General features: G+C 70.4%; 12 protein-coding genes. 8 read left to right on the forward strand and 4 right to left on the reverse strand.

What is annotated here, in order from left to right:
* The first annotated feature begins 124 nt into the window (after window positions 1-124).
* On the forward strand, window positions 125-3064 hold the full coding sequence (uvrA, locus tag C1I93_RS06080; RefSeq protein ID WP_111242264.1) for an excinuclease ABC subunit UvrA: 2940 nt from the start codon (window positions 125-127) through the stop codon (window positions 3062-3064).
* A 195-nt stretch (window positions 3065-3259) separates the two neighbouring features.
* The gene (locus C1I93_RS06085) at window positions 3260-3727 is read left to right on the forward strand and encodes a Rieske (2Fe-2S) protein (protein ID WP_111242234.1); all 468 of its coding nucleotides are present in this window, start codon (window positions 3260-3262) and stop codon (window positions 3725-3727) included.
* Between the two features lie 62 nt (window positions 3728-3789).
* On the opposite strand, the gene C1I93_RS06090 is transcribed toward C1I93_RS06085, so the two are convergent.
* On the reverse strand, window positions 3790-7059 hold the full coding sequence (locus tag C1I93_RS06090; protein WP_111242235.1) for a penicillin acylase family protein: 3270 nt from the start codon (window positions 7057-7059) through the stop codon (window positions 3790-3792).
* A 142-nt stretch (window positions 7060-7201) separates the two neighbouring features.
* Here C1I93_RS06090 and C1I93_RS06095 point away from each other — a divergent pair, with 142 nt between their 5' ends.
* A complete protein-coding gene (locus tag C1I93_RS06095; protein ID WP_111242236.1) occupies window positions 7202-8530 on the forward strand; it encodes a jacalin-like lectin in 1329 nt (442 codons plus the stop codon).
* 16 nt (window positions 8531-8546) lie between these two features.
* On the opposite strand, the gene C1I93_RS06100 is transcribed toward C1I93_RS06095, so the two are convergent.
* Window positions 8547-9485, reverse strand: coding sequence for a zinc-binding dehydrogenase (locus C1I93_RS06100; protein WP_223256568.1), 939 nt, complete (start codon window positions 9483-9485; stop codon window positions 8547-8549).
* A gap of 129 nt (window positions 9486-9614) precedes the next feature.
* Window positions 9615-9980, reverse strand: a complete 366-nt coding sequence (locus C1I93_RS06105; protein ID WP_111242238.1) for a MerR family transcriptional regulator — start codon at window positions 9978-9980, stop codon at window positions 9615-9617.
* A 110-nt stretch (window positions 9981-10090) separates the two neighbouring features.
* Between C1I93_RS06105 and uvrC the strand changes: the two genes are divergently transcribed.
* Complete coding sequence (uvrC, locus tag C1I93_RS06110) at window positions 10091-12022, forward strand: excinuclease ABC subunit UvrC (RefSeq protein ID WP_111242239.1); 1932 nt, start codon at window positions 10091-10093, stop codon at window positions 12020-12022.
* Here uvrC and C1I93_RS06115 read toward each other — a convergent pair whose 3' ends face one another.
* Window positions 12023-12643: a TetR/AcrR family transcriptional regulator gene (locus C1I93_RS06115; protein ID WP_111242240.1), complete on the reverse strand. Its 621-nt coding sequence runs from the start codon at window positions 12641-12643 to the stop codon at window positions 12023-12025.
* Between the two features lie 81 nt (window positions 12644-12724).
* Between C1I93_RS06115 and C1I93_RS06120 the strand changes: the two genes are divergently transcribed.
* The 4 genes from C1I93_RS06120 (at window position 12725) to C1I93_RS06135 (ending at window position 17527) form a co-directional block, all read left to right on the forward strand.
* A complete protein-coding gene (locus C1I93_RS06120) occupies window positions 12725-13567 on the forward strand; it encodes an NmrA family NAD(P)-binding protein (RefSeq protein WP_111242265.1) in 843 nt (280 codons plus the stop codon).
* Window positions 13568-13683: 116 nt separating this feature from the next.
* Entirely contained in the window at window positions 13684-15507 is a 1824-nt protein-coding gene (locus C1I93_RS06125; RefSeq protein WP_146603446.1) for an acetate and sugar kinases/Hsc70/actin family protein, read from the forward strand.
* A gap of 18 nt (window positions 15508-15525) precedes the next feature.
* Window positions 15526-16353: a hypothetical protein gene (locus C1I93_RS06130; RefSeq protein ID WP_111242242.1), complete on the forward strand. Its 828-nt coding sequence runs from the start codon at window positions 15526-15528 to the stop codon at window positions 16351-16353.
* Window positions 16354-16357: 4 nt separating this feature from the next.
* Window positions 16358-17527 (forward strand): diguanylate cyclase regulator RdcB family protein, encoded by a 1170-nt coding sequence (locus C1I93_RS06135; RefSeq protein WP_181445032.1) that lies wholly within the window; start codon window positions 16358-16360, stop codon window positions 17525-17527.
* Window positions 17528-17532: the final 5 nt, after the last annotated feature.

The raw sequence follows: 17532 nt of genomic DNA on the forward strand, positions 1-17532 counted from the left end.
GGGGAAGTTGTCGGGGGGCGGGTTTACAGTGGCCGAGGCGCACGCTCTGCGCTGGCACAACCGCTGGGGTCACCCCAAAAGCGGACAGATCTTCCTCCTCACCTCACCCGGGAGTACACGGACCGTGGCCGACCGTCTGATCATCCGTGGCGCGCGCGAGCACAACCTGCGTGACGTCAGTCTCGAACTGCCCCGGGACGCCCTGATCGTGTTCACCGGGTTGTCGGGGTCGGGCAAATCGAGCCTGGCCTTCGACACGATCTTCGCCGAGGGGCAGCGCCGCTATGTCGAGTCGCTGTCGTCGTACGCCCGGCAGTTCCTCGGTCAGATGGACAAGCCGGACGTCGACTTCATCGAGGGCCTGAGCCCGGCGGTCTCGATCGACCAGAAGTCGACCTCCCGCAACCCGCGCTCCACCGTCGGCACCATCACCGAGGTCTACGACTACCTGCGGCTGCTTTTTGCCCGGGTGGGTGAGCCGCACTGCCCGGTCTGCGGCGAGCGGATCTCCAAGCAGAGCCCGCAGCAGATCGTCGACCGGGTGCTGGCCATGGCCGAGGGCACCCGCTTCATGGTGCTCGCCCCGGTGGTACGCGGCCGCAAGGGCGAGTACGTCGACCTCTTCGCCGAGCTCCAGGCCAAGGGATACGCGCGCGCCCGGGTCGACGGCGTGGTGCACCAGCTCACCGACCCGCCGAAGCTGAAGAAGCAGGAGAAGCACACCATCGAGGTGGTGATCGACCGGCTCAGCGTCAAGCCGAGCGCCAAGCAGCGGCTCACCGACTCGGTCGAGGCGGCGCTCGGGCTCTCCGGCGGCCTGGTGCTGCTGGACTTCGTCGATCTGCCCGAGGATGATCCGGCGCGCGAGCGCCGCTACTCGGAGCACCTGGCCTGCCCCAACGACCATCCCCTGGCGATCGAGGACCTGGAACCCCGGGTCTTCTCCTTCAACGCGCCCTACGGCGCCTGCCCGGAGTGCACCGGCCTGGGCACCAAGAAGGAGGTCGACCCGGAGCTGGTGATCCCCGACCCGGAACGCACCCTGCGCGAGGGCGCGATCCAGCCCTGGTCGACCGGGCACAACCTGGAATACTTCCTGCGCCTGCTGGAGGCGCTCGGCCAGGCGGAGCACTTCGACATCGACACGCCGTGGCGGGCCTTGCCGTCGCGGGCGCAGAAGACCATCCTGCACGGCTCCGACGACCAGGTGCACGTGCGCTACCGCAACAAGTACGGCCGGGAGCGCTCGTACTACACCGGCTTCGAGGGCGTGGTGCAGTGGATCGAGCGCCGGCACTCCGACACCGAGAGTGAGTGGTCCCGGGAGAAGTACGAGGGCTACATGCGCGACGTGCCCTGCGCGGCCTGCGGCGGTGCCCGGCTCAAGCCCGAGGTGCTCGCCGTGACGCTGGCCGGACGCAGCATCGCCGAGGTGTGCAACCTGTCGGTCGGTGAGTGCGCCGATCTGCTGGCCGGCATCGAGCTGACCGACCGGCAGAAGCTGATCGCCGAACGAGTGCTCAAGGAGATCAACGCCCGGCTGCGGTTCCTGCTCGACGTGGGCCTGGACTACCTTTCCCTGGACCGACCCGCCGGCACCCTCTCCGGCGGCGAGGCGCAGCGCATCCGGCTGGCCACCCAGATCGGCTCCGGTCTGGTCGGGGTGCTCTACGTGCTGGACGAGCCCTCCATCGGTCTGCACCAGCGGGACAACCACCGGCTGATCGAGACCCTGGTGCGGCTGCGTGGCCTGGGCAACACGCTGATCGTGGTGGAGCACGACGAGGACACCATCCGCACCGCCGACTGGATCGTCGACATCGGCCCCGGGGCGGGCGAGCACGGCGGGCGGATCGTGCACAGCGGCTCGGTGCCGGCGCTGCTGAAAAACAAGGAGTCGCTGACCGGGGCGTACCTGTCCGGTCGGCGGGAGATCCCGACGCCGCAGGGCCGCCGGCCGCAGACCCCGGGCCGGGAACTGGTGGTGCACGGGGCGCGCGAGCACAACCTGCGCAACCTGACCGTGAGTTTCCCGCTGGGGCAGCTGATCGCCGTTACCGGGGTCAGCGGGTCGGGTAAGTCGACGCTGGTCAACGACATCCTCTACGCGGTGCTCGCCAACCAGATCAACGGTGCCCGGCTGGTGCCGGGGCGGCACACCCGGGTCGGCGGGCTGGAGCACGTGGACAAGGTCGTCGGGGTCGACCAGTCGCCGATCGGTCGTACGCCGCGCTCCAACCCGGCCACCTACACCGGGGTCTGGGACCACGTGCGCAAGCTGTTCGCCGAGACCACCGAGGCCAAGGTGCGGGGGTACGGTCCGGGGCGCTTCTCGTTCAACGTCAAGGGCGGCCGCTGCGAGGCGTGCTCCGGCGACGGCAACCTCAAGATCGAGATGAACTTCCTGCCCGACGTGTACGTCCCCTGCGAGGTCTGCAAGGGCGCCCGGTACAACCGGGAGACCCTGGAGGTGCACTACAAGGGCAGGACCGTCGCCGACGTGCTGGACATGCCGATCGAGGAGGCGGCCGAGTTCTTCTCCGCCATCCCCGCCATCCACCGGCACCTCAAGACGCTCGTCGACGTGGGCCTGGGTTACGTCCGGCTGGGTCAGCCCGCGCCGACGCTCTCCGGCGGTGAGGCGCAGCGGGTCAAGCTCGCCTCCGAGTTGCAGAAGCGTTCCACCGGGCGGACCGTCTACGTGCTCGACGAGCCCACCACCGGCCTGCACTTCGAGGACATCCGCAAGCTGCTGCTGGTGCTGGAGGGGCTGGTCGACAAGGGCAACACGGTGATCACGATCGAGCACAACCTCGACGTGATCAAGAGCGCCGACTGGCTCATCGACATGGGCCCCGAGGGCGGACACCGGGGCGGCACCGTGCTCGCCACCGGCACCCCGGAGGAGGTGGCCGAGGTCACCGAGAGCCACACCGGGCAGTTCCTTCGTACCGTGCTCAAGCTGGATGGTGCGGCCAAGGGCGCGGCGGCGGCCACCGCCCGGGCGGCCAAGGCCAACGGCAAGGCGCGCGGCACCCGCAAGGCCGCCACCTCGGCCCGCTGACCTGCGCCGCCACCTCGGTCCGCTGACCCGCGCCGCCACCTTGGTCCGCTGACCTGCGCCGACCGGCGGGCCGAGGTGGCGGCGGACCTTGTCGAGAGCTGCGTGGTAGCCGATCGGGTGAACCCCCAGGCAGAGTGGTCCGTCAGAGGAAGCGCAGCTACGGATCATGAACGGTGAAGCCGAGGAGGTTGACGGATGAGTGACGATCAGGTGCCGATCCGAACGCGGCGGGCGCTGCTGGCCGGCGCGGGTGCCGCCGGCGCGGCGGTGGTGCTGAGCGCCTGCGGGGGTTCGGACGGTGACGGGGACGCCACGACCAGCCCCGGCCCGGCCGTGACGAACACCGGGGATGCCGGTGGTGGCGACCGGCAGGGCGCGCAGTCCCTGGCCCGGACCACCGACATCCCGGTCGGCGGGGGTGCGGTCCTCGCGGCCCAGGGGATCGTGATCACCCAGCCCTCGGCGGGGGAGTTCCGCGGCTTCGATCCGAGGTGCCCGCATCAGGGGTGCAACGTGTCGAACGTCGACGGCGGCACGATCAACTGTCTCTGCCACAACAGCAAGTTCTCAATCGAGGACGGCGCGGTGCAGTCGGGTCCGTCACCGGCACCGCTGGCAGCGAAGAACGTCAAGGTCGAGGGCGACCAGATCCAGCTCGCCTGACCAGCCGGGACGGCGGCACGTCCGGCGGTGGCCGGGACGAACCGTCCCGGCCACCTACCCGGTCAGTGCGCGTGGACGGACATCTCCCAGAGCGAGAAGCCGTAGGAGGTGCCGCGGGTCAGGCCGGTCATCCGCACGTACCGGGCCTGCTGGGTGGGGAAGGCGACCACGTCGGTGCCGCCGTCGCCCGCGGTGGTCGACCAGACCTGCCGCCAGGTGCTGCCGTCGGTCGAGACCTCGATCCGGTACGACCTGGCGTACGCCGCCTCCCAGGCCAGCACCACCCGGGCGACCGACCGTACGCTGCCCAGGTCCACCCGGAGCCACTGGTTGTCGGACCAGGAACTGGCCCACCTGGTGCCCAGGTCACCGTCGACGGCGCGGGCCGCGCCGTTGCCGAGCTGGCTGCTGGAGGCGCTCACCGGCGCTGCGGCGGCCAGGTTCGTCAGGTCGGCGCCGCGCCGGGCCGGGAACGAGACCACCTGCTGGTAGGTGGGGCGGTTCTGCCAGGCGATGGTGGCGTGCTTGATGCCGCCCAGCGGCGACTGGATGATCGCGTCCGCGCACCACTGGTCCCCGGCGGCGCAGCTCGCGTCGCCCGGGTAGGTGGTGGCGGCCGGCGTGCCCGCCGCCGTGCGCAGGGTGTCCAGCAGGACCTGCCGGCAGGAACCCAGGTTGCCGTTGCCGCAGAAGGTACGCCCGAGGCCACCGGCGACCGGGTCACCGAGGACCGCCCGCAGGTCCTTGTCGACGTAGCCCCACCAGCCGTACTGGAACGCCGAACCCTTGTGGGTCTGCGCGCTGTTCGCCGAGGAGGGCAGGTTCGACACGTCACCCTGTTGCAGCCCGGAGGGTGCCTCGTTGATCTGGAGGGTGTTGACGAGCGACTGGTAGAGGTCCGGGCCGAGCGGGTCGCGGAACATGCCCCGGACCAGCAGCGGCCACCAGGCGTCGAAGGTGCGGATCGCCTCGGCGTGCTGGTAGACCTTGCTGCCCTTGGCGGTCTCCACCCGCAGCGCGCCCGCCTGCCGCCACGCCTTCAGCCGGCTGATCTCGGCGGCCAGGGCGGTGTCGGTGACCGGTTGGCTCTCCAGCACCCGGATCAGCTCGCCCAGCACCTCGGCGCCGCGCAGGTCGGTCAGGCCGGCCCGCTGCACCAGTTCGGTGAGCGTGGCCCGGTCGAACTTCCGGCCGGCCGCGAGGGCCGCCTTCACCGGCTTGTCCAGCAGGTCACCCCGGTGTACGCCGCCGAAGCTGAAGTTGCCGTCGGCGGCACCGAAGTCCTTGGCCTGCTTGTTGTTCCAGCTGATGTAGTAGTCCTGGTCGATCGACTGCGGGTGGGCGGCGCGCGGGGCGTACCGGGCGGTGCCCGTCTCCGGGTTGTAGTCCTGCCACTCGTAGGCCCGTTCCGCCTTCATCGGCAGGTTCGGGTTGCTGCCGGCGGCGCGTACCGGGTTGAGCCCGGAGTTGAAGTACGCCGACTCGGTGGAGTTGACGTAGAACCAGTTGAAGGCGTACTCGACGTTGTTCGCCGAGTCGAGGAAGGCCGCGGCGGTGCCCATCGCGGCCGGGTCGTTGAACATCTGGAAGCCGAGCGCCGAGTCGGCCTCCCGCCCGTAGGTGGAACGCAACTGGGTGAAGGCGTGCGGCCGGCCGTCGACGGTGCCGCGCCAGCCCACCAGGCCCAGCTTGGTCCGCCAGGCGACAAGTTTGTACGACCCGGCCGGGGTGCTGTCGGCGACGGTCGGGTTCCACCTGTTGACGTGCGACAGCTCCTCCATCGCCAGGCACTGCCCCCGGAACAGGTAGTGGTTGCTGGCGGTGGTCGGCGTGCCGCCACCGGGTACGCAGAGCGGCACCGCGTACGTGTCGGTGATGTCGTGGACCGACGAGGTGGCGCTCCACGCGTAGTCCTGGCCCCGGCCGAGCAGGACGTACAGGTTGAGTCCGGCGAAGGCGGCGCCCCGGGCGCTGATGCCGGGGCCCTGCAACTCCTGGACCATCAGCAGCTGCGGGGAGAAGTACCCGGTCTGCGGCCCGAAGACGGCGATCGGGTGGCCGGTGGCGGAGTGCTCGGCGGAGATCACTGCCGCGTTCGACATCCCTCGGTTGGCCGGGGTGATGGTCAGCCCGGAGAGCGCGGCGGCCAGCTCCGAGGCGCTGTTCGAGGTGGAGGTCGAGGTGGCGGAGCCGGTGGCGTCGGTGACTATCGGTTCGACCCGGGCCGAGCCGGCGTCAGGCAGTGCCACGCTCGGCGCGTCGGGGGAGGCGTCGCCGTACGGGAAGCTCTGGCCGTCGTGCAGGGTCAGCACGGTCTCCGGGTCGTTCTGGTTGCGGAAGCCCTGCCACACCCGGTCGCCCTCGACCGGGCCGTACTTGGCCCGAGCGGCGATCCGCACCAGCGCGGACTGCATCTCGGTGCCGCCACCGCCGCCGAAGAGGCCGCCGACCACGCCGGCGATCGCGATCAGGTCGGTCATGGTGAACGGCTTGGGGCCACCGGCGTTGGTGATCGAGTCGAGGTGGCCGGTCAGCACGTACTCGCCGGGGCAGTTGCGGTTGTCCATGCAGGTGCGGATGTAGGCGTTGACTCCGGCGATGTACTCCTGCACGTCGGCGTAGAGCTGCTCGCCGCGCGTGCCACCCTTGCGCCGCAGCGCCTCGACCTGGACGGCCAGGTCCGTCTCGGTGTACGGCGAGGTGCGCCAGACGCTCTGCTCCAGCGCCCGGTTGCCGGGGGCCCCGCCGGCGAAGGAGGTGAGGGTGCCCCGGCCGACGTGCCGCAGCAGGTCCATGGTGAAGAGCCGGTCCTCGGCCCCGGCGTAGCCGGCGCCGTACATGGTGCCGCCCCGGGTGGTGCCGGTGATGTGCGGTACGCCTGTCGCCTTCTCCCGCACGATCCGCACGTCCGAGCGCGGCGAGTAGTCACGTTCGACCTGGCTGGGGGCGACGCCGAAGGCGGCGTCGTGGAAGAAGTTGTCGATCTGCTCCTCGCGCAGCCCGGCGTAGCCGTAGACGAGGTCGGCGTACTTGTCGAGCTGGTCGGCGGAGTGCCGGGGCAGGGTGCCGAACGCCTGGTTGCCCAGGATCTCGACGAGTGTGGCGTTGCCGTTCTGGCCCGGCGGCAGGATCTCGCCGCACTCGCCGAGGCAGTAGTCGTTGCCGGCGAAGGCGGTGGCGGCGAGTTCGTCCGCCGCCGGGGTGGTGCTGACCGGGGCGGTCATGACCGGGGTGGCGGTGGCGGTTGTCGGGACGGCGACGAGCAGGGCGGCGACGGCGATGGCGCCGGTCGCGCCGGCGAGCAGCCGGCGGGTGGCGGTATGACCAGGCATGGCGATCCTCTGTGGACGGGGGCCAGCGGGCGGGGATCATTACATGAAGAACATTCGGTTACTGGATGGTAGGCTCCCTCACCCGAGATTGGAAGGCGTCAATCGCCACCATGGACGGCGCCATCGAGAAGGGACGCCCCGCATGACTGCCGTGCCACTGCTCGCCGCCGCGGCGCTACTCGCCGCCCTGCTGCCGGCGCCAGCTCCCACCCCGACCACCGCCACCGCCGCGACAAGTGCCGCCGGGACCTTCTCGGTGCTCACCTACAACGTCGCCGGGCTGCCGGAACCGCTCTCCAGCGGCCGGCCGTCGGTGAACACCAGGCCGATCGGCGAGCGGGTCAACGCGTACGACATCGTGCACGTGCAGGAGGACTTCAACTACCACGCCGACCTGTACGCCACCGACCGGCACCCGTACCGCACGCCGACGAGTGGCGGTGTGCCCTTCGGTGACGGCCTGAACACCATGTCGAACGTCGAGTACTCGGCCTTCACCCGGGTGAAGTGGGACCGCTGCAACGGCACCGACTGCCTGACCCCGAAGGGCTTCACGTACGCCCGCCACCGGCTGGCCGAAGGGGTCTTCGTCGACTTCTACAACGTGCACACCAACGCCGGCAGCACCGACGCCGACCTGGCCGCCCGCCGGGCCAACATCACCCAACTGTCGAACTGGATCGCGGCCAACTCCGCCGGCAACGCGGTGGTGGTGATGGGCGACCTCAACGTCCGCTACACCCGGGCGGGCGACAACATCCGCGACCTGGTCACCGCCAACGGCCTGACCGACGCCTGGGTCCAGCAGGAGCAGGGCGGACAGCCGCCGGCCGCCGGCAGCCCGGCGCTGACCTGCGACCCCGACCACCTGACGAACGCCTGCGAGGTGGTCGACAAGATCCTCTACCGGGGGAGCAAGCTGGTCCGGCTCTCCCTCGAGCGCTACCACAACGAGTACGCCCGCTTCCTCGACCAGGCCGGCGACCACCTCTCCGACCACTACCCGCACGCTGCCTGGTTCCGCTGGACCCTCGACGACGGGCTGCGGCAGAGCGACACCTGGGGCGGCCCGCACGGCACCCCCTTCACCGACCTGGACGCCGTCGGCCCCCGGGTCACCACGCTCACCCTGCGTGGCGGCGCCCGGCTCGACGCCGTCGGGCTGACCCGTGCCGACGGCACCACCCGCACGCACGGCGGCACCGGTGGCACTGCGGTCAGCCTCGCCCTCGCCACCGGCGAGCGGATCACCCAGGTCACCCTCACCCAGGGGCAGCGCAACGGCCGTACCCGGATCTTCTCGGCCCGGTTCACCACGAACCACGGCCGTACGCTCGCCGCCGGCAGCCCCACCTCGGCGGCGGTGACCTTCACCGCGCCGCCCGGCGGCGCGCTCGCCGGGTTCTTCGGTCGCGGCGGCGACGAGATCGACCAGCTCGGGGTGATCTGGGCTGTCGGGGCCGGCGGCTAGGCTCGCCGGTCGTCCGTCACCGCCGCCACGGATCGAGGGCCTGCTTGCCGCAGGTCTGACCCGCCTCGAGCGACCGAAGCACGGCCGGCCCCTGGTCCAGGGGATGTATCTGGGGCCTGCCGGGCGGATACACGCCCGCTGCGATGAGCACCCTGATCTCATTCAGCAGCGATTCGTAGCGGGACGGCGCAGCAGCCGCCAGCGCGCCGATGTGCAGACCCTGCACCTGCGCGTGGTAGCTGAAGACCAGGTCGTGAGTGGTGAGGCCCGCGTCACCGGAGGCCGCACCGAACACGACGATCCGTCCGGTGAAGGGCTTGGCCACCGCCAGGCTGACGCCGAACGTGGCCCGGCCGACGGACTCCAGGACCAGATCGACACCGCCGGTCCGACGGTTGATCTCCGCTGCCAGATCGGGGTGTGCGCGGTCCAGCACCTCGTCGGCGCCGAGCGCAACAACGGTGTCGTGCTTTGCCGCGGAGGCGGTGGCGATGACGCGTGCGCCGTAGTGCCGGGCGAGGCGGACCGCCGCCTGTCCCACTCCTCCCGCCGCAGCGTGCACGAGCACCACGGCACCCCTCTCGACGCCGCCCAGCGGCTTCAGCGCCGCCAGGGCGGTGACCCAGTTCAGCACCATGCCGAGAGCTTCGGCGTCGCTCCAGCCGGACGGGATCAGCAGCGCTGCCGCGGCCGGCATCACCATGTATTCCGCGAAGGCACCCGGGCCAGTGCCGACGACGTGGGTGCCGAGCGGGAACGGGTTTTCCACCTCCGAGCCGACGGCCACGATCTCACCAGCGGCTTCGAAGCCCGCGACGTACGGTGCCGGCGGCCCACCGACATAGGTTCCGTGCGTCTGCATGACATCCGCGAAGTTGAGCCCGGCCGCACCGACCCGGATCAGGTATTCGTCCGGGCCCGCGACCGGGTAGGGGACGTCGGCGGCGAGGACCAACTCCTTCGGCCCGCGGTGCGATCGTTGGACGAGGGCTCGCATCGTCTTGGCGGCACCGGGTCGCCTGTCGATGATTTCCATGTCCGGGACGGTAGGGGCCTCACACTTGTGTCAAGCTCAAGTCGCCGGTCACGGACCGTGCTGACGGGCCCGGTGGAGGAAGGCGTCGAGAGCCGACTGCTGGGCGCTGAGCACGGCGATCCGGTCCGCGAGTCGCGCACGGTAGCTCCGCACCTCGGCAAGGAAGTCCGCGTCCAGCGGACCCGTGCCGACCTCGGGGCCGTCGCTGAGGTGCGGCAGGACTTCCCTGATCAGACGTACGGGCAGCCCGGACTCCAGCAGCGAGCGGATGACGAGCACCCGGTTGATGGTGGACCGGCAGTAGTCGCGGTATCCGTTGTCGAAGCGGCCAGGGACGATAAGCCCTTCGTCCTCGTAGAACCGCAACGATCTCGCACTCACGCCGCTGACCCTGGAGGCTTCGCCGATCCGCACGCTGTACCTAACGCGTGGCCACCCCGTGCTCTTCCGACGTGGTACGAGGGTGTCAAGGACGCCGCGAGCGTCACGAACCCGCTGTCGGGGGCGCGGACTAGTCTCGGAGCGTGGCTGATCCGTCGACCTATCGTCCCGCCGCCGGCACGATCCCCGAGTCGCCGGGGGTCTACCGCTTCTCCGACGGCACCGGCCGGGTGATCTACGTCGGCAAGGCCCGCAACCTGCGCAGCAGGCTCAACTCCTACTTCGCCGACCTGCTGGGTCTGCACGAGCGGACCCGGCAGATGGTCACCACCGCCGAGGCGGTCGACTGGGTCACCGTCGGCACCGAGGTCGAGGCGCTGCAGCTCGAATACACCTGGATCAAGCAGTACGACCCGCGGTTCAACGTCCGCTACCGCGACGACAAGTCCTACCCCTACCTCGCGGTCACCCTCGACGAGGAATACCCACGGTTGCAGGTGATGCGGGGCAGCAAGCGCAAGGGGGTGCGCTACTTCGGTCCGTACTCGCACGCCTGGGCGATCCGCGAGACGCTCGACCTGCTGCTGCGGGTCTTCCCGGCACGGACCTGCTCCGCCGGGGTGTTCAAGCGGGCCGGCCAGGTCGGCCGGCCCTGCCTGCTCGGCTACATCGGCAAGTGTTCCGCGCCCTGCGTCGGCAGCGTCAGCGCGCAGCAGCACCGCGAGATCGTCGACGGCTTCTGCGACTTCATGGCCGGGCGCACCGACACCATGGTGCGCAAGCTGGAACGCGAGATGGCCGAGGCCAGCGCGGAGTTGGAGTTCGAGCGGGCGGCCCGGCTGCGCGACGACATCGCCGCGCTGCGGCGGGCGATGGAGAAGCAGACGGTGGTGCTCGGTGACGGCACCGACGCCGACGTGGTCGCCTTCGCCGACGACCCCTTGGAGGCCGCGGTCCAGGTCTTCAACGTGCGTGGCGGTCGGGTGCGCGGCCAGCGCGGCTGGGTGGTGGAGAAGACCGAGGAACTGACAGTCGGTGACCTGGTGCACCACTTCTGCACCCAGGTCTACGGCGGCGAACAGGGCGAGACCGACGTGCCGCGTGAGCTGCTGGTGCCGGAGTTGCCCGCCGACGCCGACGCGTTGGCCGACTGGCTCTCCACCCGCCGGGGCAGCCGGGTCGGTCTGCGGGTGCCGCAGCGCGGCGACAAGCGGGCCCTGCTGGAGACGGTCGAGCGCAACGCGAAGGACGTCCTGGCCCGGCACAAGCTCAAGCGGGCAGGTGACCTGACCACCCGCAGCAAGGCCCTCGACGAGATCAGCGAGGTGCTGGGCATGCGGACCGCGCCGCTGCGCATCGAGTGTTTCGACGTCTCGCAGATCCAGGGCACCGACGTGGTGGCCAGCATGGTCGTCTTCGAGGACGGGCTGCCCCGCAAGAGCGAATACCGCAGGTTCATCGTCCGGGGCGCCACCGACGATCTCTCCGCGATGTCCGAGGTGCTGCGCCGCCGCTTCGCCCGCTACCTCGACGCTCGCGCCGAGACCGGTGAGATCGGCGAGGAGACCGCCTCGGACCCGGACCGTCCCGGCGTCGACCCGACCACCGGACGACCACGCAAGTTCGCGTACCCACCGCAGTTGGTGGTGGTCGACGGTGGCGCGCCGCAGGTGGCCGCCGCCGCGCAGGCCCTCGCCGACTTGGGCATCGACGACGTGGCGCTCTGCGGGCTGGCCAAGCGGCTGGAGGAGGTCTGGCTGCCCGACGACGACTTCCCGGTCATCCTCCCGCGCGCCTCGGAAGGGCTCTACCTGCTCCAACGGGTACGCGACGAGGCGCACCGCTTCGCCATCACCTTCCACCGGCAGCGCCGCTCGAAGCGGATGACCGCCTCCGCCCTGGACAACATCCCCGGCCTGGGCGAGGTGCGCCGCAAGGCCCTGCTGCGGCACTTCGGTTCCCTCAAACGTCTGTCGGCGGCAACGGTCGAGGAGATCACCGAGGTGCCAGGTGTGGGCCAGCGCACGGCCGAGGCGATTCTCGCCGCCCTCGCCCCCACGACCCCAGCTGACTGATCAGCTCGGCGGGGTGCCGGGCAGCGGGGTGGCGCGGGGTGCGGTGGCGGCCAGCGCGTCCAGCATCAGGTGCAGATAACGGGCCGGCTGGTCGGCGACGTGTCGGGGCAACTGGTCCGGATGGCAGGTGAAGACGGTGAGCAGGGCCACCAGATCGCCGGTGCCGATGTCCGCGCGGATCATCCCGGCCCGCTGCCCGTCGGTGACCAGACCGTCCAGCAGCTCCAACCACTCGTGGCGGGACCGGGCGAACGCGGGTAGCGCCTGCACCTGCGCGACGGGCAGGTCGGCCAGGGCCGCGGCCAGCGCGCCCTGCCCTGGAGACGCGCACCAGTCGACCAGTTCGCGCAGCGCCGACCAGGAATCCACCGCGCCGTCGATGATCCGTCGGGTGGCGGTCACCAGGTCGGCGACGTACGCCTCGGCGACGGCGCCGAGCAGCGCCTCCCGGGTGGGAAACCGCCGGTAGAGCGTGCCGACGCCCACCCCCGCACGGCGTGCCACCAGTTCCATCGGTGCATCGAGCCCATGCTCGACGACCACGTCGCGGGCGGCCGACATGATCTTTTCCAGGTTGCGGCGCGCGTCGGCCCGCAGGGGAGCGGCGTCGTCTGTCGGCATGGTGTCCTCTATCCGGAATGCTGTCCTCCGGTTATCCTAGCCACCAGGCAACCGGAATGCCTCATTCCGCTTGGAGGTTTGGTGATCATCGTGACCGGCGCGTCCGGACAGATCGGGCGCGCGCTTGTCGATCGACTGGACCGGCAGGGGGTGACCCGGCGGGCGGTGGTGCGCCAGGTCCGACACCTCGCCGACCTCGGCGGCGATGTCGCACTCGCCGACTTCGCCGATCACCGCTCGATCCGCGCCGCCCTCGTTCCCGGCGCCCGCCTGCTGCTCAACGGGGTGCCGGGGCCGGACTTCGTCCACCAGCAACTGTCGATCATCGACCTCGCCGCCGAGGCCGGCGTCGCGCAGGTGGTCAAGATATCGGTACGCGGTGCGGCCCCCGGCGCGCCACTGGCCCAGGGCCAGCACAGTGAAATCGACGACCATCTACGCGACTCGGGGCTGCCGCACACGATCCTGCAACCGGTCGGCTTCATGCAGAATCTCCTCACCGAGGTCAGTTTCGCCGATGGCGAGGGACGGTTCTACGGCTCGTACGGGCCCGGTCGGGTCGGTTACCTCGACGCTCGGGACATCGCCGATGTCGCCGCTGCCCTGTTGACCCGGCCGGTCGAGGCGGACGCCACGCTGATCCTGACCGGCCCCGAGGCACCCACCCACGACGAGGTCGCCGAGACGATGACCGCAGTGCTCGGCCGCCCGGTGCGCTATCTCGATCTGCCGGTGGCCGCCATGGCGCAGCGCCTACGCGCGGCCGGCCTGCCTCCGGCGTTCGCCGACGACCTCGCCACGCTGATGCGCGACGTCGGCGACGGCCGGTGGGCCGACACCACCGACACCGTCCAGACGATCACCGGCCGCCCTCCGCGCACCCTCGCCACCTTCGTCACCGACCACGCCACCTCCTGGCCCTGATGCCCTCTGCTGTCCGAAGCCGGACAGGCAGTGGATCCGACCGGCCGCTTCCTGCCGATGATCGCCGCTGACTAGCCTGTCAGCGGCAGTGGGGACGCGCGCTTGTCGGGAGTTTTGTGGGACGCCCAAAAGTGGTGGTGTCGATCGACTTCGGCACCCATGGCAGCGGTTACGCCTATGTAGTGGTGAGTCCGCACAATGACGATCCGCGTACCCGGGACAAGAACATCGTGGTGAGCAGTGGCTGGCCGGACAGTCCACAACGTACGGTCAAGGATCTGTCCGCGGTCGTCACCAATGCCGCCGGCGGTCCCGTCGACTGGGGATACACCGCGAAGTACCGCTGGTCCGACACCCCGGCGAACCGGCGCGCCAAGGCGGGCCTGCATGGCTTCGCCTACGCCTTCAAGATGGCGCTCAGCCCGCAGCCGGAGACCCGGTCGGTGCCGCAGGCGGAGGGTGCGGTCGACCTCGACGACGAGCCGGCGCTGCGGGTGCTGGTGGCCGGCATGCTGCGGCGGATGCGGATCAGCGCGTTGAGCCAGATCAGGGCCGACGTCGGGGAGATCCGAGAAAGGGACATCCGCTGGTGCGTCACGGTGCCGGCCATCTGGTCGGCCGGACAGCGGCAGTTCATGCGCGAGGCGATAGCCCGGGCCGGCTTCACCGACGTGGCGCATGTCCTGCTCGGGGTGGAACCGGAGGTCGCCGCCCTCTACTGCCTGACCACGCCGGGTCGGGCACTGGACGGACGCGGCGCCAACACCGACTTCACCATCATGGACGGGGTCCGGGTCGTGGTGGTGGACTGCGGCGGTGGCACCGTCGACATCTCCGCCTATCAGGCGCAGAAGCGGCACGGGCAGACGGTGCTGGGAGAGATCGGCACCGGCAGCATCGGCGGGGCGCTCGGATCCCAGTACGTCAACCAGCAGTTCCGCCGGCAGGTGCTCACCGACCGGTTCGGCGCGGAGGTGCTGGCCAGGTGGGAGGCGGGCCCCCAGCGTCGGCTCCTCAACGCCATGGAGGACGAGTGGGACGCGGTCAAGGCGCACCTGTCGGTCGCCTTCGGACCAGGGGAACCACCGCAGATCACCAGCAACCCGATGCTGGAGATTCCGGCCCCGCTCTGGGCGGCGCTGCCGGCCCGGGTCCGCGACCGGCTGACCGACCTCGCCGATGACGAGCGCTATCTCAGACTGACCTCCGTCGAGGTGCAGGCACTGCTGGATCGGGTCGTCGAGCCGATCATCGACCTGATCGCGACCAAACTCGACGAGGTACGCGGCGAATCCGATGGCGGCCCGATTGTGCTGGTCCTGGTCGGCGGCTTCGCCAACAACGAGTACCTGCGCCGCCGGGTGCGGCACCGGTTCGACGGCTTGGCCCTGGCCATGCGACCACAGCAGCCCCGGGAAGCGGTGCTTCGTGGGGGCGTGCATTTCGGCTACGCCCCCGAGCAGATCTGGCAACGCCGGTCGGCACGCACCTACGGTCTCGCGCAGAGCCTGGAGTTTCGTCCCGGCATCGACGATCGGCAGCGGCTGATCATCGACCACGAGAACGTGTGGCGCTGCACCGGCCGCTTCAAGGTGCTCGTCACCCGGGGAGCGCCGGTGCCGGCGCAGAGCTGCGTCGTCGCCGAGACCTTCCCCACCCTGCGTAACCAGGAGACGCTGGAACTCGGCTTCTACTGGACGGACAAGACCGATCCGCAGTACGTCGACGAAGCGGACGTCTTTCCGCTCAACCGGATGCTCGTCGACATCCGGGCGACCACGGGGCTGCCCATCCGCCAACGCGCCGTCAGGCTGGAGCTGTATTTCGGCGAGACGACCATACGAGCGGTGGCGATCAACCAGAGGACCGGCGCGAAAGCCGAGGTGAAGATGTTGTTCGATCCACTGTTCGCCAATATCCGGCACGGGTCACCGAACTGATCGGAGAGGGGGGCTGCGGTGTTCGGGTACAGCCGGCGGATCGCCGTCGAGCGGGTCGTCACCGAACTGCGTGAGGCTCGCGGGCAACTCGCGTCGCTGGTGACGGTGATACAGAACGCTGCGACGTCGGGCGCTGCGGAGCCGGTAAGGGCGCCGGAGGAGGGCTCGGCGGGGGAACTGGCCGCGCTGCGAGCCGAGGTCGAGCGCCTCCGCGCCCGGCTGGCCGACCAGGACGCCCGGCTGGCCGACCAGGGCGCGCAGTTGGCGGATCAGCGGTCGGTGATTGCCGGTGCCGCCGGGGCGACACGTCTCGATCCGGTGCATCACGAGGAGTTGGCCGGTCGCTACCAGCTGCTTGCCACCCAGGAGTACACCGAGTTGGCTCGGCTGCGGATGCGCTCCGGGTCCGTACCCTCCGCCGCGCGTAGCCGCGCGACCGCCCGGCTGGTCCGTGAGCTGATCGGCCTGATGCTCGGTCGGGGGCCTGTCGACGAGGAGGAGCTTGCCGCCTGGCTGCGCGCGACGGCCCCGCCCGGTGCCGCGTCGACGACTGTCGACGACCCACGGCAACAGCTCACCGAGGCGGAGCGACAGGCTGTCCGCAACGCCTGCGATCAGACCCGTCGGCTCCGCGCCGAGCTGGCCCGCTGCCAGCAGCCGATGGTGCTGGTCGACGAGGTGCCTCGGGGCGAGCCGGTGGTGCCGGGCACCGTACGCCCCTGGCGCAACTGCCAGGCGACGGGCGCGATCGACTTCGTCGTGGCACCGAGCTATGTCGCGGGCGGTGAGGTCTTCAGCCCGGCGCTGGTGTTCACGGTCGAGCCGCCCGAGCCGGGAGCCGGGTGAGCTGATGAGCGAACCGATAGTTCCCCGGCTGCCCGACGACAGGGTGGACGTGGTGGTGCTCGCCCAGCGGGTGCCGGTCGTACAGAGCAGGCTGCTCATCGAACTGGTCAGCGACATCGGCTCAGTGCAGGCGATGGTGGTCCAGCAACGCCGGGCGACCTTCTTCCCGCGCCTGCTCGACCAGGTGACCGGCAAGGCCCGCAAGCAGCGCCACTATCTCGACCAGACAGTGGTTCGCAGCCAGGCCAACACACTGGCGTGGGTCAACGAGTTGGCCGCCCGTGGCGCCGTGACCGACCTCGCGCTGCGCGAGTGCGCGGTACACCTGCGCGATCTTCAGGTCGGACTCGCCGACACCCACCAGGCGGTGGCGCAGACCAGGGGCCAGGTCGGTCAGCTCAGCGGACTGATCCGCGAGATCGCCACAGTGGTCGACCAGGAGCTGGCCCGGCAGGAACGCCGGCTCGACCAGCAGCAGCGGCAGTTGGCGCAGCACGAGGCGCGGCTGCGGCTGCTGGAGAGCCGGCTCGATCACCAGGATGCGCTGCTGAAGCTGCTCGCCACCGAGTTGGTTGCGCAGCATCACCAGCTGATCCAGCTACAGCTACGGCAACACGCCTGGGAGGCGTTCAGTCGTTCGCTCGCCCGTTACCGCAATGGCGCCTACCGTGGATTGCCGTGGCTCTACCAGGTGACGCTGTTCGGTAGCGAGATCGTCGCGGGTGCCTGTGGTCAGCACGAGTTCGCCAGTGGCGACCGCATCCAGCGGGAGTGGTTGGTGGAGGCGATCCTGGACGACGCGGCCTCGGCCACCGCCTGGATCGGCGGTCGGCCACTGGAGCAACTGCTGGACGAGGCGTGCGCGGAGATCACCGATACCGACGACCGGCACCTGGTGGCCGAACTGCTCGATGACGAGACCCCCGACCTGCAGCCGGTGCCGAACCGGCCGTTGCTGGTCGCGCTGGCGCTGGCCATCCGGTACGCGGCCGAGCCAGCCGCGTTGCCGGACGGCCGTACCCCTGGTCAGCAGGCGCTGCGCGATGTGCGGGCCCGCGGCGACGAACTGCTGGAGAGCACCATGACGGTGCCGGAGTTCGTCCATCGCATCGTCGACGAACTGGCCGATGCCGGTGCCGAGACCCGCGCCTGGCTCGCCGATGCGCATCCCTGATCCAT

This window comes from Micromonospora endophytica (genome assembly GCF_003236305.1).
GTDB lineage: Bacteria > Actinomycetota > Actinomycetes > Mycobacteriales > Micromonosporaceae > Micromonospora > Micromonospora endophytica.